Annotated in this window: 16 protein-coding genes; 8 read left to right on the top strand and 8 right to left on the bottom strand. The window is 66.6% G+C overall.

The window, feature by feature from the left end; all coding sequences use genetic code 11:
• Positions 1 to 13: 13 nt before the first annotated feature.
• Positions 14 to 472, bottom strand: coding sequence for an Lrp/AsnC family transcriptional regulator (locus LIG30_RS09025; RefSeq protein WP_038711441.1), 459 nt, complete (start codon positions 470 to 472; stop codon positions 14 to 16).
• Positions 473 to 596: 124 nt separating this feature from the next.
• On the opposite strand from LIG30_RS09025, the gene LIG30_RS09020 reads away from it, so the two are divergent.
• Together LIG30_RS09020 and LIG30_RS09015 are read left to right on the top strand one after the other, a co-directional pair.
• Entirely contained in the window at positions 597 to 1,127 is a 531-nt protein-coding gene (locus LIG30_RS09020) for an RBBP9/YdeN family alpha/beta hydrolase (RefSeq protein ID WP_038711490.1), read from the top strand.
• Between the two features lie 280 nt (positions 1,128 to 1,407).
• Entirely contained in the window at positions 1,408 to 1,779 is a 372-nt protein-coding gene (locus LIG30_RS09015) for a serine hydrolase (RefSeq protein ID WP_235510264.1), read from the top strand.
• Positions 1,780 to 2,271: 492 nt separating this feature from the next.
• Here LIG30_RS09015 and LIG30_RS09010 read toward each other — a convergent pair whose 3' ends face one another.
• Positions 2,272 to 3,234 carry a LysR substrate-binding domain-containing protein gene (locus LIG30_RS09010; protein ID WP_235510262.1) on the bottom strand — a complete coding sequence of 321 codons (963 nt, stop codon included), beginning with the start codon at positions 3,232 to 3,234 and terminating at the stop codon, positions 2,272 to 2,274.
• A 175-nt stretch (positions 3,235 to 3,409) separates the two neighbouring features.
• Here LIG30_RS09010 and LIG30_RS09005 point away from each other — a divergent pair, with 175 nt between their 5' ends.
• The 3 genes from LIG30_RS09005 (at position 3,410) to LIG30_RS08995 (ending at position 6,741) form a co-directional block, all read left to right on the top strand.
• The gene (locus tag LIG30_RS09005) at positions 3,410 to 4,531 is read left to right on the top strand and encodes a M20 aminoacylase family protein (protein WP_083493969.1); all 1,122 of its coding nucleotides are present in this window, start codon (positions 3,410 to 3,412) and stop codon (positions 4,529 to 4,531) included.
• Between the two features lie 77 nt (positions 4,532 to 4,608).
• Positions 4,609 to 5,397: an ABC transporter substrate-binding protein gene (locus tag LIG30_RS09000; RefSeq protein ID WP_038711438.1), complete on the top strand. Its 789-nt coding sequence runs from the start codon at positions 4,609 to 4,611 to the stop codon at positions 5,395 to 5,397.
• A gap of 159 nt (positions 5,398 to 5,556) precedes the next feature.
• Positions 5,557 to 6,741 carry a porin gene (locus LIG30_RS08995; RefSeq protein ID WP_038711437.1) on the top strand — a complete coding sequence of 395 codons (1,185 nt, stop codon included), beginning with the start codon at positions 5,557 to 5,559 and terminating at the stop codon, positions 6,739 to 6,741.
• Between the two features lie 137 nt (positions 6,742 to 6,878).
• On the opposite strand, the gene LIG30_RS08990 is transcribed toward LIG30_RS08995, so the two are convergent.
• Complete coding sequence (locus LIG30_RS08990) at positions 6,879 to 7,571, bottom strand: response regulator transcription factor (RefSeq protein ID WP_038711435.1); 693 nt, start codon at positions 7,569 to 7,571, stop codon at positions 6,879 to 6,881.
• A gap of 268 nt (positions 7,572 to 7,839) precedes the next feature.
• Complete coding sequence (locus LIG30_RS08985) at positions 7,840 to 8,508, bottom strand: response regulator transcription factor (protein ID WP_038711432.1); 669 nt, start codon at positions 8,506 to 8,508, stop codon at positions 7,840 to 7,842.
• Between the two features lie 204 nt (positions 8,509 to 8,712).
• On the opposite strand from LIG30_RS08985, the gene LIG30_RS08980 reads away from it, so the two are divergent.
• Entirely contained in the window at positions 8,713 to 11,898 is a 3,186-nt protein-coding gene (locus LIG30_RS08980; protein ID WP_083493963.1) for a hybrid sensor histidine kinase/response regulator, read from the top strand.
• Positions 11,899 to 12,029: 131 nt separating this feature from the next.
• On the opposite strand, the gene LIG30_RS08975 is transcribed toward LIG30_RS08980, so the two are convergent.
• Positions 12,030 to 12,809 carry an alpha/beta fold hydrolase gene (locus LIG30_RS08975; protein WP_051994932.1) on the bottom strand — a complete coding sequence of 260 codons (780 nt, stop codon included), beginning with the start codon at positions 12,807 to 12,809 and terminating at the stop codon, positions 12,030 to 12,032.
• 466 nt (positions 12,810 to 13,275) lie between these two features.
• Between LIG30_RS08975 and pdeR the strand changes: the two genes are divergently transcribed.
• A complete protein-coding gene (gene pdeR / locus LIG30_RS08970) occupies positions 13,276 to 15,285 on the top strand; it encodes a cyclic di-GMP phosphodiesterase (protein WP_038711428.1) in 2,010 nt (669 codons plus the stop codon).
• A 44-nt stretch (positions 15,286 to 15,329) separates the two neighbouring features.
• Here the strand turns inward: pdeR and LIG30_RS08965 are convergent, their stop codons facing one another.
• Positions 15,330 to 16,196 (bottom strand): crotonase/enoyl-CoA hydratase family protein, encoded by an 867-nt coding sequence (locus tag LIG30_RS08965; RefSeq protein ID WP_038711426.1) that lies wholly within the window; start codon positions 16,194 to 16,196, stop codon positions 15,330 to 15,332.
• Between the two features lie 185 nt (positions 16,197 to 16,381).
• Positions 16,382 to 16,588, bottom strand: a complete 207-nt coding sequence (locus tag LIG30_RS26150) for a hypothetical protein (protein ID WP_152986047.1) — start codon at positions 16,586 to 16,588, stop codon at positions 16,382 to 16,384.
• Positions 16,589 to 16,966: 378 nt separating this feature from the next.
• Between LIG30_RS26150 and LIG30_RS08960 the strand changes: the two genes are divergently transcribed.
• Positions 16,967 to 18,940, top strand: coding sequence for an APC family permease (locus LIG30_RS08960; RefSeq protein WP_038711424.1), 1,974 nt, complete (start codon positions 16,967 to 16,969; stop codon positions 18,938 to 18,940).
• 51 nt (positions 18,941 to 18,991) lie between these two features.
• Here LIG30_RS08960 and LIG30_RS08955 read toward each other — a convergent pair whose 3' ends face one another.
• Entirely contained in the window at positions 18,992 to 19,717 is a 726-nt protein-coding gene (locus LIG30_RS08955; protein ID WP_038711423.1) for a pirin family protein, read from the bottom strand.
• Positions 19,718 to 19,719 lie beyond the last annotated feature (2 nt).

Here is a 19,719-nt window from a genome sequence, read left to right as displayed (position 1 = left end):
ACATGGTAGCCGGTCAAGGTTGAGATCCGCAGATCGTCTTCGGTGGATAGCTGGCCAGCACGACCGAGGTCGTCACCGGTCCGAATCTGGCCAGCGCATCGATTGCCACTTCGAGTTGTGTCATCTCTTCGACCACAATGCGGACCATGAAGCAGTCCTCGCCGGTGATCCGGTGCGCCTCGACGATTTCAGGCATCGCTTCGAAGGCGCTGAGGCAGTGCTTTATCTGAGCGTGGGTGGTGCGAATCCGCACGATCGCGGCGATGCCGCGGCCCACGAGACCCGGATTGATCCGCGCCGCGTAACCTTCAATGACGCCTTGCTCCTCGAGTCTTTTGATGCGGGCAGTGACGGCTGGTTGCGACAGTCCGATCTGCTTCCCAAGCTCGGTGTTGCTGATGCGTGCATTGCGCTGGAGCGCTTCGAGTATCCGCCAGTCAAGCCTGTCCAACGTTACCGGCCTTGGTTTCATTTGTGGGAGCCCTCAATTTCCGTCAATTTAGACATATATCGCCATCAATTCATTTGATTCGCGATGTTGCCTGAATTCGTGAGCTTTTACACTGGTTGCTCATTCACTGATGGAGAGTTGGCAGATGGACTACCCCGTTTTTGTTGTTCCAGGCATCGGCAACTCCGGTCCATTGCACTGGCAGAGCATGTGGCAGGCGGCGCATTCGGATTGGCGGCGCCTCGAAGTCGAAGATTGGGATCAGGTCGTGTGCGACGACTGGGTGTCGGCGATCGAACGTCAGGTAGCGGAAATCGGCGAGGAAACAGTCATCGTGGCGCATAGCCTCGGATGTCTGGCCGTGGTGCATTGGGCCGTCCGCCACGCAACCCGGATCCGTGGTGCGCTGTTGGTTGCCGTGCCGGATCCGGCCGCGCCGGCATTTCCCGCGGTGGCCGCGAGCGGATTCATTCCGTTGCCATCGGAGCGGCTACCGTTTCAGACGATCGTCGTGTCCAGCACCAATGATCCCTATGGCAGCGCAGACTTCGCACGCGCCCGCGCAGCAGCCTGGGGTGGCGGACTGATCGAAGTTGGAGCGCGGGGGCATCTCAATGGCGATAGCGGCCTCGGCGATTGGCCTGAAGGACTCAAACTAATTGAAACGTTCGACTAACGGCGTTATCCGGAGTCCATCCGCGACAGCCACTCGTCATTTCCCGAGCCCAGTGTTCACCCTGTAGCCATCCATAGCGGAGACTTCGGCAACAACGCTACCGGTGCGGTGCGTCCTGGTTCAACATGAGGTTCGCACCCGCGAATGCGAGCTCTTCTGCGAGATGACTGTGTCGCTCTCACGACTGTAGCTAATCTAGCGATGACATCGATTTCAGATCAGGTGGCCAAACCCGACGTGACCCGCTTTCCAGTGACGCAGGAGAATTCCGCCATTGACCATGGCCGACGACCGGACCATTCGCATCGACACCACGACGCCGAAGGCCATCGCCACCACGGCGCAGCGCCTTCTGCTCGGCGATGTCCTGAGTACCCGTTCGCGCGCGCAACTGGAGCGCGGCATGATCGACTGTAAGCCGGGCCGCAACCGGATTCGCCCCGTGTTGCCCGCCGGTTGGCTGGCCGCCGACCGGCCCGGAACCCGCGTGGAGAGCGAGACCAACGACTACGCGCTTGTGCGCCCGCCCGGGCGCGCGCCGTTGCTCGTCGCCGTCTACTACGATGCGCCCGGCATCGGCATGGACGCGCGCGAGGCCGTTTTGCGCGAAGCGGGCACGGCGTTCGTGCAGTGGGCCACGAGCGCGGCATGACTTGCGCCGGCACGCGAAACCGGACTATCTGTTTCACCTCATCGTGCTTGGCATGTTGCGGACGCTCTTTCCTCCTTCCGACGTGACAGGCGATGAGAAGCTGGGGCTCGTGGCCTGCTATCTGCTGCTTTCTACCTGCCTGAGCGCGTTGATCGGACGGATCTACGCAGACCCGTCAAATCGCCTCGTACGTCAGTGGCTCGTCCCGCGAACGTCTCAATCCGGAAGCGAGCGCCACGCGTGGGATCAACCTGACGTCGAACACCCTCAATCTCGAATCGTTAACGGTTTGAGCGACCGGTTCTGATTGGGGTTCGGCCGATTCCATCACCGCGTCGAACGTTCGAATTTGGCCGAACGCGGACGGTCTGCGCCGTGCTCCCCGGTAATCCTCGATGAACCTTTTTTGGGGCCGGCCGCGCTTCGCCGGGTTGCCGCGCGCGTGCCTCCGCCGTGCGTTACCCGGCTCCGCCAACGGCTCGCCCGCCGGCGTCAGATCAGCAGCGCCAGCGTCTCGAACAACGCGAGGTCTTCCTTTCTGGCCGAGCGCGCGTGGCGCCGGATCACCTGGAACAAGCAGTCGATGAAGCAGCGCGCGGCGCTACTCAACGTGCTGTTGCGGCGGGTGACGATGCCGAGTTGTCTCGGCTCGAACGTTTCCTTCAGCGTGAGCGCGCGCATGCGGCCGCCGAACGGCTGGACGTGGCTCAGGATGGTCGGGCACCAGCTGCACATGTCCGCCTGCTCGAGCATCGTCTGCAGCATCGCGAGCGACTGCGCGCGGACGATCCGGCGATCGTCGATCTGCGCGCCGTGCCGCGTGAACAGGTAGTCGACGAGCGCCGCCTGCCCGTCCGGCGCGAAATTGAGCACCCAATCCTCGTCGAGCAGCTCGTGAATCGAGCGCGCCTGCTCGCGACGGTGGCCGGCACGCACCATCACCGACGTCTCGTAGGTCAGCACCGGCTCGCTCGCGAATTCCTGCGCGGCGGCGCTCGGCTGCAACTGGCCGAGCGCGAAATCCATGCTGCCGTCGCGCAGCAGCGGTTGGGCCACGGCCATCAGGCTCTCGTACAGCTCCAGCCGCACGTCGGGCATGCGCTCGCGAAACAGCCGCACCGTCTCGGCGAGAAACGTCAGCGTGACCCACGGCGTGACGCCGACGCTCAGCCGCCCTTCGACGCGGCCACGCATCCGCGCGAGGTCGTTCTGTGCATGTTCGAGCTGGTTGAGCACCAGTTTCGCGTGGGTGAGGAGCGCCTTGCCGTACTCGGTGAACCCGATGCCTTCCGGCGCGCGCACGAGCAGCGGCAGGCGCTCGCTGGCCTCCAGCTCGCGCAGCGCCCGCGTGACGGCGGCCTGCGACAGTCCCAGCGCGCGTGCCGCGCCGCGAATGCTCCCGGCCTCCGCGCTGGCGACCAGCGCCTGCAGTTGATGCAGCTTCATCGTGACGATATGTGACAACAAACGGTTGTCATCATAACAAAACTGCGGCTGTTCCAACGGATTTTCGCTGCATACGATCCAGTCACGATCCGCCGGCCAAAGGGCGACGGCGAGACGAATTCAAGGAGAAGGGAACGTGAAGCGTGAGTGCGTGCTGCCCGAGATGGCGGAAATCGAGGCGGAGATGATCGCGTTGCGCCACCGCCTGCACGCGCATCCGGAGCTGGGCTTCGAGGAGCGCGCGACGAGCGATCTGGTTGCCGAATGCCTGACAACGTGGGGTTATCGCGTGACGCGCGGGCTCGGCGGCACGGGTGTCGTCGGCACGCTGACGCGCGGGACGGGGCTGCGCCTCGGCCTGCGTGCCGACATGGACGCGCTGCCGATCCGCGAGGCGACGCAGCTTCCGTACGCGAGCCGGATCGACGGCGTGATGCACGCCTGTGGCCATGACGGCCACACCGCGATGCTGCTGGCCGCGGCGCGCTGCATCGCGGGCCGCGAGGGGTTCCGCGGCACGCTGAACCTGATTTTCCAGCCGGCCGAGGAAGGGCTCGGCGGCGCGCGGCGCATGATCGAGGACGGCCTGTTCGAGCAGTTCCCGTGCGACGCGGTGTTCGCGATGCACAATGTGCCGGGGTTTCCGGCCGGCAAGATCGGTTTCTGCAGTGGGCCGTTCATGGCGTCCGCCGACGAGGTCCGGATACGCGTGACCGGGCGCGGCGGGCACGGCGCGGCGCCGCAGACGACGGTCGATCCGGTCGTCGTCTGCGCGTCGATCGTGATGGCGCTGCAGACCATCGTCGCGCGCAACGTGAGCCCGCAGGACGCGGCGATCATCACGGTCGGGTCGATCCACGCGGGCACCGCGTCGAACGTGATCCCGGCGCATGCGGACCTGCAACTGAGCGTGCGCGCGCTGTCGGCCGACGTGCGCGCGCTGCTCGAGCGACGCATCCGCGAAACGGTGCACGGGCAGGCGGCGAGCTTCGGCGCCGAGGCAGAGATCGATTATCGGCATACCTATCCGGTGCTGGTCAATCACCCGGAGGAGACCGCGTTCGCGCGGAAGGTCGCGCTCGAATGGGGCGGCCCCGATGCGTTGATCGACGAGATGCGGCCGCTCACCGCGAGCGAGGATTTCGCGTTCATGCTCGACGCGTGCCCCGGCAGCTACCTGTCGATCGGCAACGGCGAAGGCGAGGCCGGCTGCGCGCTGCACAACCCGGAATACGATTTCAACGATACGTGCCTCGCGGTCGGCGCGAGCTATTGGGTCACGCTGGCGGAGCGGTTTCTCCGGTGACGCGCGGCGCGTCGACGGGGCAAGAACGGCGTCGCGGCACGCCGATGACGGATTCGGTTCATTCAAGGAGACAGGCAATGAAACAGTGGATGGCGGCGCTCGCAGTGGCGCTCGCGGCGGGAACGAGTGCGGCGCATGCCGACGATTTTTCGGGCAAGGAGATCCGTCTGGCGGTCGATCCGACCTATCCGCCGCTCGAATACAAGCTGGCGGACGGCAAGCTGACCGGCTTCGGCGTGGACATCGCGAACGCGCTGTGCGCGGAGCTGCGTGCGCGCTGCGTGTGGGTGGAGTCGAATTTCGACGGCATGATTCCGGGCCTGCTCGCGCGCAAGTTCGACGTGATCTCGTCGTCGATGACGATCACGCCGAAGCGCATGCAGCAGATCGCGTTCACGAACAAGATCTCGAACGCGCCGGCCCGGCTGGTCGTGCGAAAGGGCTCGTCGCTGCTGCCGAGCGCCGAAGCGCTGAAGGGCAAGCGCGTGGGCGTCGAGCAGGGATCGAGCCAGGCGGACTATGCAATCGCGAAATGGCAGCCGGCGGGCGTGCAGATCGTGTCGTACCAGAACCAGGACCAGGTCTACATCGATCTCGTGTCGGGGCGGCTCGACGCGTCGTTCCAGGCATCGATCGCGGCGAGCGACGGGTTCCTGAAGAAGCCGCAAGGCAAGGACTTCGCGTTCGCCGGCGCGCCGATCGACGATCCGAAATACTTCGGGCTCGGCGACGGCCTCGGGCTTCGCAAGGAAGATGCTGCATTGCGCGAGGCGTTCAATCAGGCGCTGGCGGCCATTCTCGCGAACGGCACGTACGCGCGGATCAACAAGAAATATTTCGACTTCGACATTTACGGCGCGAAATGAACGCCGCATGGCGCCCGCGCATCGTCAGGCGACGTGACGCGGGCGGCGTGCCGAAGACCATGCGCCGGATGGCGGAAGGGGACGTCGAGCCGCACTGACGGCTCGACGGGCAAGTCGTAAAAACAGGCCGTTCTCGGCCATGATTGATAAGGTATGCAAATGAAGTGGAGATTGGTTTCCGTCATCGTTCCGGCGATGTTCGCGGCGCCCGCGTTCGCGCAGAGCAGCGTGACGCTCTACGGGCTCATCGATATGGGCATCGGCTATACGAATAACGTCGGCGGAAAAAGCGACTATCAGATGGCGAGCGGCTTCGCGCAGGGTAGCCGATGGGGGCTGAAGGGCAACGAGGACCTGGGCGGCGGATATTCCGCGCTGTTCCAGATCGAGAGCGGCTTCAACGGGGCCACCGGGACGCTCGCGCAGGGCGGCCGCGCGTTCGGCCGGCAGGCTTACGTGGGTCTCGGCAGCACGCGCTACGGCACGGTGACGCTCGGCCGCCAGTACGATTCGCTCGTCGACTATCTCGCGCCGACGACCGCGAACGGCAGCTGGGGCGTGTATCCGTTCTCGCATCCGTTCGACAACGACAACACCGGCAACTCGTTCCGGGTCAATAACACGGTCAAGTACGCGAGCCCGGATTTCTCGGGCTTCTCGTTCGGCGGCACCTACAGCTTCAGCAACGATACGGGATTCGCGAACAATCGCCAGTGGAGCGTCGGCGCGCAGTACGAGAACGGCGGGCTGCTCGTCGCGGCTGCGTTCCTCAACGCGGACAATCCGGGCGCGACGTCGGGCGGCGCGATCGCGGGCTCGGGGACGGTCGGCGCCGATGCGAACTTCGTGTCGTCGCGGCTGCGGATCTTCGGCGCGGGCATCAATTACACGGCCGGTCCTGCGACGGTCGGGTTCGCGTACACGAACAGCAACATCAGCCGCCCGTCGGAAAACGTCGGCTACCTGTTCGGCACGGAGACGATCCAGCCGGTGAGCGGGCCGCTCGCGGGCGGGACGCTCACGTCGCTCAAGTATCAGAATTTCGAGGTGAACGGCAAGTATCAGGTGACGCCGTCGTTCTTCGTCGGCGCGCAGTACGTCTATACGATGGAGAGCTACGAGGCGACCACGGGCAGCGTGAAACCGAAGATCCATTCGGTGGGCCTGATGGCCGATTACAACCTGTCCAAGCGCACCGACGTCTATCTGCTCGGCGCATACCAGAAGGTCGCGGGCTCGGCGACCGGCTCGTCGCTCGATCAGGCTTACGTGCCGGGCGCGCAGGATCTGTCGTCGTCGTCGAAGCAACTGATGGTCCACGCGGGGATCCGGCACAAGTTCTGATGCCGGCGCGGCACGCGGCGGGCGACTCGCCGCGTGCCGCGTATCGCAAACCCGCGTGCGGCGCGCCGCGTTGGCGCGGCGCCTGGCCTGATGCATCGACGCGAATCAGCGCCTTTCCGACGCGCCCCCCGCGTTCGTCAAGCCTGGTTGATGCCGCCGACGTCGGCCGATCCGTCGCTGGCCGCCTCGAGCGCGAACTTGATCAGCTCGGCATCGGTCGATGCGCCGAACTTGCGCATTGCGCTGCGCTTTTGCGTGCTGACCGTCTGCTTGCTGCGCTTCAGGTGGGCCGCGATGTCCGCGACCGAATAGCCGGAGATGAAGAGCCGTACGACTTCCGCCTCGCGGGGCGACAGATTGCGGGGAAGCAGATCCTGCGCCATGCCGGCCGTGCCATGACTGGTCTCGGAGAGGATTGCCCGGACGTTCGGCGACATGTACGTGCCGTGCGCGAAGCTCGCGTGAATCGCAGTGATGATGTGGCCGATCGCATCGGCCTTGCTGAGCACCGACGACACGCCCTGCGCGGCCAGCGCGCGAATCACGACCGGGTTGTTCATCATCGTGAGCGCGACGAGCCCGACGTCCGGGAAATGCCGCTGCAGGTAGCCGAACAGCGCGAGCCCGTCGCCGTAGTCGCCCGACGGCATCACGTAATCGGAGATCACGACGTCGCACGGCGTGCGGCGCAGCGCGTCAACCAGTTCCGTCGAGTTCCGGCACACGGCGACGAGCTGGATCGTGTCGACGGCGGCGAGGATCTGCTCGAGCCCGATCAGGACGGCGGGATGATCGTCGGCGATCACGACGCGAATGGCGAATTTCTGCATGCGGGGATGTCCGGTGTTGACGAGGCGTGCGATACGCGAGGGCGGGCGGATCGACGGCGGCGCGCCCGCCGCGCGCAGCCGGGAAGGTTTCGTCGTTCTCGTACCCGTGCACGCCGGAAGGCGCTCAGGCAAGTCTAGGGACATCGGCGGGGAGCCGATATCGTACTGGGGACCGGATTTCGGTGGGATTGGTTCGTACTTATCCTAAAGTGAAGCGGGCGGTATGAGGTGGGCATGGAGGCGGCGCGTTGCGCCGCCGGGGCGGGCGTTACTGCTCCCTCGGCTGCGAGGCCGCGACGAGGCGGGTTTCGATCGCATAGCGGATCAGCTCGACGTCGTTGGCCGCGCCAAGCTTGCGCATCGCGACCATCTTTTGCGTGCTGACCGTCTGCTTGCTGCGGTTCAGGCGTTTCGCGATTTCGGTGACGGACAGGCCGGACGCGAACAGTCTTACCACCTCGCTCTCGCGCGGCGTGAGCATTTGCGCGCCGGAGGTCGGGTCGGCCGAATGACTGATGGCGGCCTCGATGGTCGGCGACAGATAGGCGCCGCCGGCATAGCTCGCGTGGATCGCCGTGATGATGTGGCCGGTCGGGTCGGATTTGCTGACGACCGACTTGATGCCGACGCCCATCAGCGACTGGATCACCGCGGCGTTGTCCATGACCGTGAGCGCGACGATGCCGGTGTCCGGATAGTGGCGCTGCAGGTACTCGAACAGCGCCATGCCGTCGCTGTACTCGCCGCCCGGCATCGAATAGTCGGACACGACCACGTCGCACGGCGTTTTTTCGAGCGCCGTGATCAGTTCGCTGGCGTTCGAGCATGACGCCACCACTTTGATGGTGCTGACCGGCTCGAGCGTGTGGACGAGCCCGCCGAGCACGGTCGGGTGATCGTCGGCAATGATGACTCGGATCGAAAACTGAAGATTCATGATGTTCGCGACTTTTGTGTGTGATGTTGTCGTCGTTCATGCGTCGCCGATGCCGCTTCCCAGGCGCGTCATCGCGGCGGCGCGAAGCATCCATGATACCTGCGCGCCGGCCGCGCCGGCCGACGGGTTGCCCTCATGCGCGCCAGCCCGGATACTGGCGTTCACAAGAACCGTCGAGCCGTCAGCCGGCCGTCCCGCCCCGCCATGCGCACACCGTCTTCCCCGACCCTGCTCGCCCGCTTTCGCGCCCACCAGCAGATGCTGCTGTTCGCCGGCACGGCCGCCGTCACGGCCCTGGTCGTGCTGGCGTTCGCGCTCGCGACCGCGGGCGTGGTGCACACGCGGTTCGCGGACGAATACGGCACGTTCACGCGCGATCTCGCCGGCGTGATCGACAGCGTCAAGGCGGCCGAGATTCGTGTGCGGTTCGCCACGGGCTCGGTCCAGAACAGCTGGAAGCGGCGCGGCCCGGGCGCGCCGGAGGATCTTCGGCAGTTCGAAGCGGACGGCAGGATCGTCTTTCCCGAATCCGGCGACACGAACATTCCGCTGATGCTCAGCCTGCCCGCCGCGCGCAAGGACGACGCGCAGGCGGTCAGCCGCCTGCTCGCGATCGCGCGCGGCAGCGAGGAGGCCGGCGTGCGCTTCGCCGGCATGATGGGCAGCTCGATGATCGTGCGCTGGAATCCGCGGGGCTACATCGTGACGCCGGCCGGCGCGACCGTCGGCCTGCTGCCGATGCCGGACCTGTCCGACCCGCGCGTCGCGGCCGCGCTCGCGGACCGGGCGCGGCTGCTGCGGTTCTTCGGCTCGGGCCTCGACGGCTTCGCCGGCTGGCCGCGGCCGCCGCATGGCCAGCCGGGCAAGCTGAAGTGGTTGCCGCCCGCGGTCGACCCGCTCAGCGGACGCACGTATTTTCGCGTCGCGGCGCTCGCGTTCGACGGCGCGCACGCGTTTGCGGCCGTCGTCGGGGAATTCGAGCCGTCCGAGCTGTTTGCCGAGCTTGAAGGCCGCGAGTTCGAAGGCACGTATACCGTTGTCGACGAAGACGGCAGGCCGGTGGCCAGCACCTCGGCCGACGTGCCGGCTGCGCCGCTCGTCGCGCGCGTGCAGGCGCGGCAGCGCCGCGCGGCCGTCACGGAGATCACGAGCGCCTACGAGGGCGGCATGCTGACGGTGTCCCGGGGCCTCGGCGACAGCGGCTGGACGCTGATCTACACGGTGCCGTGGCAGGTGATCGCGCGCAGCGTCGCCGCCAGCGTCGCCGCGCCGGCGCTCCTGACCGCGTTCGCGGTCGCGCTGCTGTGGGGCTTCGTGATCCTGTTCAATCGCAAGACGCTGGCGCCGCTGTTCGAGCGCTCGGAACGGGTGTTCGACAGCGAACACCTGAGCCGCAAGCTGATCGAGACGGCGCCGGTGGGGCTCGCGCTGGTCAAGGTGAGCGACAACACGGTGTTGCTCGAAAGCGCCCACATGCAGGCGCTCGAGGCGCGGATCGGCGAGCGCGGCGGCGCGCTGATCGGTGACGCGCTGCAGCGGCATGCGCCGGCGGCATTCCGCAAGCAGCGCGGCGGCGAGTCGGTGACGACGGACGTGCAGCTGCACTGGCCGACCGGCGACGGCGATGCGATCGACGTCGCCGCGAAGCTGACGCCCGCGCACTATCAGGGGCAGCCGGTCGTCGTCGCGGCGTTCTCGGACGTGACGGCGGAGCGGCAGCTGGCCCGGCAACTGACGGCCGCCAAGCAGGCCGCGGACAGCGCGAACGCGGCGAAGAGCACATTCCTGGCGGCGATGAGCCACGAGATCCGCACGCCGCTCAATGCGATCCTCGGCCATCTGGAGCTGCTCGAACGGCTGCCGCAGGCGGCGCCCGTCGCGGGGCGGGTGCGCACGGTCGCGTCGTCGTCGCGCGCGCTGCTGGACATCCTCAACGACATTCTCGATTTTTCGAAGGTCGAAGCGGGCGAGATGAACTTCGAATCGATCCCGTTCGACATCGGCCGGCTGATCGGCGATACCGTCGCGATGATGATGCCGCTCGCGCAGCGCAAGGGGCTGACGCTGACCGCGTCGGTCGATGCCGGGCTGGCCCGGCAGTACGTCGGCGATCCGGCGCGGATCCGCCAGGTCGTCGTCAATCTGCTCGGCAACGCGATCAAGTTCACCGATCGCGGCAGCGTGTCGATCGCGGTGCGCGCGCAGGCGGACGGTGCCGCGCATCGCGGCGCGCGCTCGCCGCTCGTCGTCAGCGTGACGGATACCGGGGTCGGCATTCCCGCCGACCGGCTCGCGCACATCTTCGACGCGTTCATGCAGGCGGACGAATCGATCACGCGGCGCTTCGGCGGCACCGGGCTCGGGCTCGCGCTGTGCAAGCGCATCGTCGACGCGATGGCCGGCATGATCGCGGTCGACAGCGCGGTCGGCCGCGGCAGCGCCTTCACGGTCACGTTGCCGCTCCCGCCGGCCGGCGTCGGCGCCGGCGAGCCCGACGCGGATGCGCGCGACGCGGCGCCGGGCGACGAGGCCGACCTGCGCGGCCTTCACGTGCTGGTGGCGGAGGACCACGAAGTGAATCGCGAACTGATTCGCGACCAGCTCGACATGCTCGGCTACACGAGCGACGTCGTCGAGAACGGCCGGGTCGCGCTGCGCCATTTCAACGAACGGCACTACGACGTCGTGCTGACCGACCTGGGCATGCCCGTGATGGACGGCTACACGCTCGCGGCGTGCCTGCGCAACCAGGGGGCGCGCACGCCGGTCATCGCGATCACCGCGGACGTGACGGCCGCCGAGACCCGGCGGTTTCGCGAAGCGGGGATCTCGGGGGTGCTGCTCAAGCCGATGTCGCTGACGTCGATCGAGGCGGCCGTGCGTTGCTGCCTCAAGCGAGCGAGCGATCCGCATGCGGCGTCGCCGGCGGCAGGCCGCGCGGCTGGCGATGGGGCCGTTGGCGGAGGCGGCGCGGGTGGCAAGGCTGTAGAGGGTGCAGCGGGTGCAGAGGGGGGCGCAGGTGACGCCGGCGCGGCGGGCGCAAGCCGGGGCACAGCCGGCGAACGCGTGCCGCTCGTGCTGTCGGCGAAGCTGCGCGGAATACTGGCGCAGCGCACGGCCGAATCGCTTGCCGTGGTGCGCGACGCGCTCGGGGCAGGCGATTGGGCAACGATTGGCGCGAGCATCCATTCGATCAAGGGCGCGTTCGCGATGATCGATCAGACCGAGGTGACGGAGGTCTGTGTGCGGATCGAGGCGATGATCGCCGCGGCTGCGGGCCCTGACATCGGAGCGATCGGGCGTGCGCTGGACGAACTCGACGCGCGCGTCGCTCACGCGCTCGCGCAGCTCGACGCCGCTGCGTGCGACGAGCAGGCCGATCGCGCCTGAACGGCACGGCGTGCCACGCCACGGCGGCCGCCATGTGCGGCGTGAATGGCGTGCGGGGCGTGCGGGGCGTGCGCGGAGCGAGAACGGCGTGTATGGCGTCGTTCGCCGCGCGTCTCGTTCGATGCTGCCCGTCAGACGGACCGGAAGAACGCCTCGAGATGCCGGTTGAAGGCGCCCGGGCGCGCGAGATTCATGCCGTGCGACGCGCCGGGTATCGTAATCCGCGTCGCGTTCGGCATCCATCGGCTCAACGCGTCCACGTTCGCGTGGAACGCCTTCGGGCTTTTCTCGCCGTCGATCAGCAGCGTCGGGCACGTCACGTGCTGCGCGTCCGCCTCCGCATACGGCGGCAACGCATCGCGCAACTGCATCGCCAGCGTATGCGCATTGTCGGCGGCCATCAGGCGAAACGCATGCGGGCTCTTCTTCCACGTTCCGGGCCGGCTGACCGAGTCCACGAATAATTCGAGTCCGGCATCCACCTGCCCGTCGGCGATGAGCGCGGCGGCGCGCGAGCGCAAGCGTTTCACCTCCAGCGGCGTCGGCACGCCGTCGGGCGTCGCGCCGGCCAGCGATCCGCCGGGGTCCGCGAGCGTCAGCGACCTGACGAGCGCGGGAAAATGCGCGGCGACGTGAAATGCGACGTATCCGCCGCGCGAGTGGCCGACCAGATGGACCGGCGCGACGCCGAGGCGCTGGATGAACGCGCCGAGCTCGTCGACGTGCGCGCGCCAGCCGAACGCCGGCAGCGACGCGGCATGCGGCCCCGGCCAATAGTGAGTGAGGCTCGGCGCGATGCAGTCGAAGTGCGCGGCGAGGCCGATCAGTTGCGGCTGCCAGAAGCGAAAGTCGCACAGCGAGCCGTGGACGAAAACAACGGCCGGCCCGTTCCCGGCCCGCGCGTAGCGCATGCGGATGCCGCCGGGCAGGACGAGTGTCGCGGGGGAGCCGTGGGGGGCGAGGTGAGGCACGATGGTCGACGCGGTGAGACTGACTGGGACGCCATGATAAGGCCCCGGCGCCGGTTCGGTCCGGTTGTGCAGAAATCCCGAGGCCGACCGGCCGGCGCGGGCAGCGGTCTGCCGGTTGAACCGGGCGCATGCGCGGCCCTTCGGTCATGTGGCGGGGCATCGGTTTCACGCGTCCCCGGCCAATCGGTAATTTGATAAGATGAGACGTCCATGCGCCATCGTGCCGACGCGAATCGCGTTGCGCGACCCGGGGGAGCGGGCAGTCTGGCCCGAATAATCGGCGATGGCGCGCTGGATCATTGTCGCGGTCGGAATTCAAGGAATGGCATGTGGGGCGGCGGGATAAGCTTCTGGCATTGTCCGCGTACGTCTAATATTGCGGTTTTTTCTCGGCCAGGGCTCGTCCATGGATGTCTACGACGAAAACGATTGCGCGATGCTCGAAACCCGTTTCGGGACGAGCAGCCCATGCTGGCGCCTGGGCAGCGACAGCAATGCGCTGGAGCTGGCGGCCGTCCGCGGCATGGCCAACGTCAGCGTGGCCCTCACCGCCGCCCAGGCTGCGCAGATCCGCGCGATGACGGGCGTCACGTCGCACCTCGTGCTGGAGATCGCGCTGTTCGGCCGTCCGGTCAGCCTGCACCTCGTCGGCAAGAAGCTCGACACGACCGACTGGGCCGGCACCGCATCCGCGTATACCGACACGCTGTCGGTCGCGCGCGACCTTGCCCACGGCCTCGCGTTCGCCGAGCAGGTCGTCTCGGAAGTCAATTCGCTGGTGGTCATCCTCGACCGGAACGGCATCGTGCAACGCTTCAACCGTCTCTGCGAGGAAGTCACCGGGATGCGCGAAGTGGACGTGATCGGCAAGAGCGCCTTCGCGCTGTTCATGAACCCTGAGCAAGGGGCGCAATCGCGCAGCAACATCGCCGGATTCTTTTCGAGCAGCCTGCCCACCTCGGTCGAGCGCTACATCAACACCGTCAACGGCCCGCGCCTGTACCAGTTCCGCAACAAGTTCGTGCAGAGCGGAAGCGGCATCGACGAGCAATTCCTGATTTGCTCGGGCACCGACATCACCGAGGAGCGCAGCGCCCAGCAACGGCTGATCGAACTCGCGAACACCGACGTGCTCACCGGCCTTCCGAACCGCCACGCGATCAATGAGAAGATCGCGGCCGCGCTGAACGCGTCGCACGACGACGAGCGGCACCAGGTCGGCATCCTGTTTCTCGACCTCGACAATTTCAAGCGGGTCAACGATCACTACGGGCACGTCACCGGCGATCGCCTGCTCAAGGACGTGTCGGCCATCATCAAGGGCTGCGTGCCGGGCGGCGCGACGCTGGCCCGACTCGGCGGCGACGAGTTCCTGGTGCTGTTCGAGCACGCGACGCGCTCATTGCTGGAGGCGACGGCCCAGCTGATTCTCGATCGCCTGCGCACGCCGATCCATCTGGACCTGATGGAGATCTACACGAGCTGCTCGATCGGCATCGCGCTGTATCCGCAGCACGGCAATACGCTGGAAACCCTGATCCGCAACGCCGACACCGCCATGTACGTGGCGAAGGAGGCCGGCCGCCACACGTATCGCGTCTTCACGCTCGACATGAACCAGAAGGTCGCGAAGTACATGTGGCTCGACACCAACCTGCGCAAGGCACTGGAGGAGGAGCAATTCGTTCTCCATTACCAGCCGCTCGTGGACATGGCGACCGGCGACGTGCACAGCGTCGAGGCGCTGATCCGCTGGCAGTCGCCCGAGCGCGGGCTCGTCGCGCCGACCGAATTCATCCACCATGCGGAGGAGTCGGGCCTGATCGGCCCGCTCGGCCGCTGGGTGATGCGCACGGCGGTCGCGCAGGCCGCGCGGTGGAAGGCGAAGGGGCTGGACGTTCGCATCTCGATCAACGTGTCCGCGCGCCAGTTGTGCGACGCGAACATCGTCGGCCATTTCGCGTCGATCCTCGAAAGCGAAGCGCTGAAACCGGGGATGATCGACATCGAGCTGACGGAAAGCTGCCTGATCGACGACGAACGCAGCGTGCTGCGGATGATGAAGCAGTTCCGCCACCTCGGCGCCGAGATCCATCTGGACGATTTCGGCACCGGCTATTCGTCGCTGTCGCAACTCGCGCGCCTGCCGATCGACGTGATCAAGCTCGACCGGAGCTTCATCAGCGGCATCGACCGCAACGCCAAGTCCCAGGCGCTCGTGCGCTCGATGGTCGCGCTCGCGCGCGCGCTGAATTTCGGGGTGGTCGCCGAGGGCGTCGAAACCCATGCCGAGGTCGATTTCCTGAAAGAGGTCAATGTCGACTACGTGCAGGGCTATGTCTATGCGCGGCCGATGTCGGCGCACGCGTTCGAGGCATGGCTCGGCGAGAAGAGAAAGCTCAGGCTGATCGCCTGAGCTTTCATGTGCCGCCTGTTACGTCAGCGGGCGATGCGCGAGGCTCAGGACACCGTGCGCAGCTTGGAGACGCGCCTGTTCTGCAGCATCACGAGGCGCTCCATGTATGCCAGGTCCTTCTCCTCGATCGTAAACGCCGAGTGCACCCAGTCCTCCGTGATGTCCATCAGTTCCGAACGGGACAGCGGCAGCACGCGCTGGCGCGCGCGGATCATCGCCCGGATGCCGTTCAGCTTCGGCCGCATCACGTCGATGAACGTGCGTGTGGCGAGGTAGGCTTCGCCCGCTTCGAAGGTCTGGTCGACGAGCCCCCTTTCCGCATACCACTCCGCGGGATGGGGCTCGCCGGTCGAGATCAGCGCTTCCGCGACGCGCATGTCGGCCTTGCGCGTGACGAGCGAATAGCCGCCCATTCCCGGGAACAGGTTGAACGCGATCTCGGGGAAGCCGAGCTTCGCGCCCTTCTGCGCCAGCACGAAATGATGCGCGAGCGCCGCCTCGAAGCCGCCGCCGAGCGCGCTGCCTTCGATCATCGCCATCGACACCGCGCCGGTGCCGAAGCCGGTATAGATCTCGTAGACGCCGTCGATGCACGAGCGCGCATACGCCATCAGCATGTCGCGCTTCCCGCCGCGGATCGCGTCGACGAAAAAGCTGAGGTCGCCGCCGACGTTGAAGATCTCCGGCACCAGCGAGCCCGTCACCCAGAAATCGAACGGCAGCCCGGATTCGCGGGCCACGCGCGCCAGATGGATGATGTCGGAGACGAGCTGCTGGTTGAAGCAGGGGCGCGGCTCGGAGCGCAGCATCATCCACATGATGTTGCGGCCTTCTTCGTAGTAGGCCGTCAATTGCGACATCTCGCCGGCTTCGTAGAATGGCCGGCATGCGGGGTGCGATTTGAGTTGCATGGATGAATCCTCGTCAGAGAGATGATTTAAAAAGGAAAAAGCCGTTACAGGCCGGATGACGAGGCGGGCAATGAGCGCCGTGTGCATTCGGCCGTGCGGCATTGCCATTTTTGCGCGTAGATACTCAATGAATTCGCCGAGCGAATTGCGTGATCCGTTGGCGGCGAAAAAGGCGGGGAAGGGCGTCAGGAAGCACGCCGCGTGATGCGTTCAATCAGGCGGCGCAATAACGGAAACGGATTTTCCGAGTGAATTTCCGGAAAAGATCCGGCATGCGGAAATGCGAATTCTTTAGGCCGGAAATGGCATTCAAGCGGGAAGCGATTGAGCGTGCCGGCAGCCGCCGGATGCCGATCGAAGTGGGCGGGCAAGCCGCCGGCGTGCCGTTTCACTGTCCACAATGCGCGGGCGAACGGGAACGATGGCTGTCGCCAACGCACGGGCACGTTCTCGCCAAAACGTTCGTTATGCGAAGTACTTGGGATGTGCCGGGAGCGTTGTCCCCGTGCGGAGTCCGGGCCGCTGTCACGCGCCAGGCCGGTCGTGGCGCGCGGCCGGCCACGCGGAAGGCGGCGTGGGTCCGGCGCAGTGGCATCGCGCGCTCGGCCACGCGGACGGCTTGTTGCCTGGATGTTTGCGATGCGTTGGTGTTTTGAAAGAAACGCCGGGTTTTCGGCGCCGCGCCTATGGAAGATGCCGACTGGCAAGTCCCGGGGAAGTCATTTACCTTGAGTAGTACGACCCGACGCGTCCAGCATGCCGGAGGACCCATGACCGCACTCCAGAAAATGTGGCAGTTGCTCGTCGGAAAGCCACTCGACCCGCTCGATCCGCGCACGCGCCACGCGATCGCCGTCACCCCGCTCCTCGCGTGGGTGGGGCTGGGCGCCGACGGCCTGTCGTCGTCCTGCTACGGGCCGGAGGAGGCATTCCTCGCGCTCGGGCACCACACGCCGCTCGCACTGTTCCTCGCGCTGGCCACCGCCGCGACGGTGTTCGTCATCGCGCTCGGCTACAACCAGGTCATCGAGCTGTTTCCAACGGGCGGCGGCGGCTATCGCGTGTCGACCGCGCTGCTCGGCGCGAAACCGGGCCTCGTGTCCGGCGCGGCGCTGCTGGTCGATTACGTGCTGACGGTGGCGACGTCGCTCGCCAGCGGGGTCGATGCATTCTTCAGCCTGTTGCCGGTCGGCGCGCAGGCGTTCAAGCTGACGACCGAGCTGGTGCTCATCGTGCTGATGACCGGGCTGAATTTCCGCGGCATGAAGGAATCGATCCTGGTGCTGCTGCCGATCTTCATCGGCTTCGTGGTGCTGCATTTCGGCCTGATCGTCTATGGCGTCGCGGTGCACGGCGATCATCTGGCCGCCGTCGCGCCGGACGCGGTGCGCGAAGCGCACGGCATGTCGCAGACGCTCGGCACCTTCGTGATGCTCGCGTTGCTGATGCGCGCGTTTTCGCTGGGCGGCGGCACGTACACCGGCCTCGAGGCAGTGTCGAACAACGTGAACATGCTCGCCGAGCCGCGCGTGCCGAGCGGCAAGGTGACGATGGTCTACATGGCGACGTCGCTGGCGTTCACCGCCGGCGGGATCATCCTGCTCTACATGCTGTGGCACGCGACGCCGGTGGAGGGCCAGACGCTCAATGCGGTCGTGTTCGGCCGCGTGATCGATCATCTGGGGCTCGGCTCGTCGTTCGCGCGCCATGCGCTGCTGGCCGCCGTGCTCGCGTTCGAGGCGGGGCTGTTGCTGGTCGGCGCGCAGACCGGCTTTCTCGACGGCCCTGCGGTGCTGTCGAACATGGCGTCGGATTCGTGGGTGCCGCGCCATTTCCGCGACCTGTCGACGCGGCTCGTCCGCCAGAACGGGATCATCGTGGTCGGGGTGTCGAGCCTGCTGATCCTGCTGTGGACGCACGGCAACGTCGACGTGCTGGTGGTGCTGTACAGCATCAACGTGTTCCTCACGTTCAGCATGTCGCTGCTCGGCCTGTGCACATACTGGTGGCGCCACCGCGACGCGGGCAGCCGCTGGTTCAAGCATTTCTTCCTGTCCGCGCTCGGGCTGTGCGTGACCGCGACGGTGCTGGTCATCACGCTGGTCGAGAAATTCACCGCGGGCGGCTGGCTGACGGTGCTCGTGACGAGCGCGGTGATCGCGCTCTGCTTCATGATCAACCGCCACTATGCCGACACACGCGTGCAGCTCGCCAGGGAGGATGAGTTGTTCGCCGGCCCGCCGCCGGCCGTCGACGAAGCGAAGGCGCCGGGCAAGCCCGATCCGTCACAGCCGACGGCGGTGCTGCTGGTCGGCAAGCATCGAGGCGCAAGCATGCACGCGCTGCTATGGGTCAACCGGCTCTTTCCGGGGCACTTCCGCAACGTGATCTTCCTCGCGGTCGGCGAGGTCGACGCGAAGGCGTACGACGGCCACGAGCACCTGGAACGGCTGCGGCACACGATCACCGAATCGCTCGAATACTACGTCGCGCATTGCCGGCGCAACGGCATCGCGGCGGATTACCGGATCGCCTTCGGCACGAATCCGGTCGTCGAGTTCATGCAGCTGGCGTCAACCACGCTCGATGAGTTTCCGAACAGCGTGTGCTTCGCGAGCAAGCTGATCTTCAGGCGCGTCAATTTCCTGACCGCGTGGCTGCACAACCAGACGCCCGTCGAGCTGCAGGCGCGCCTGCACGTGCAGGGCCGGCAGATGGTGCTGCTGCCGATGAACGTCGGGTAGCGGCGCGGCGGCCCCGCCGAAGGGCGGGGCCGGGGCGTTCGCCGGCAGGCGTCATGCCCACTCGGCCGTCACTTCGATCGGACGCAGATCGAACAGCAGCACTTCTGCCTGCTTTCCGTCCGAGAACGTCAGCGCCTCCTCCTCGCGCACCCGCGCACCATCGCCCTCGCCAAGCACGACGCCGTTGACGGTCACGCTGCCGCGCGCGACGTGGATGTACGCGTAGCGGCCGGGCGGCAACGCGACCTGCGCGCGCTCGTCGCCGTCGAACAGCCCCGCATAGACCCGCGTGTCCTGCCGGATCTCCAGCGAGCCGTCCGCGCCGTCGGGCGACACGACGAGCTGCAGCTTGCCGCGCTTGCTGGCGGCGGGAATGCCCGCCTGCTGATAGCGCGGCTGCGCGCCCCGCACGGACGGCCCGATCCAGATCTGCAGGAAGTGGACCGGTTCGGCGCGCGAATGGTTGTACTCGCTGTGCGCGACGCCGGTGCCCGCGCTCATCAGCTGGACGTCGCCCGGCACGATCACCGAGCCCGTGCCCATCGAGTCCTTGTGCTCGAGCGCGCCGTCCAGCACGTACGACAGGATTTCCATGTCCCGGTGCGGGTGCGTGCCGAACCCGCCGCCGGGCGCGACCCGGTCGTCGTTGATGACGAGCAGGTCGGAAAAGCCGACCTGCGCCGGATCGTAGTAGTTGGCGAACGAGAAGGTATGGCGGGAGCTGAGCCAGCCGTGCTCGGCGCGGCCCCGTTGGTTTGCGGCTCTGACTTCGATCATGA

Source organism: Burkholderia sp. lig30, assembly GCF_000687455.2.
Taxonomy (GTDB): domain Bacteria; phylum Pseudomonadota; class Gammaproteobacteria; order Burkholderiales; family Burkholderiaceae; genus Burkholderia.
This window is presented reverse-complemented; position numbering and strand designations above follow the sequence as displayed.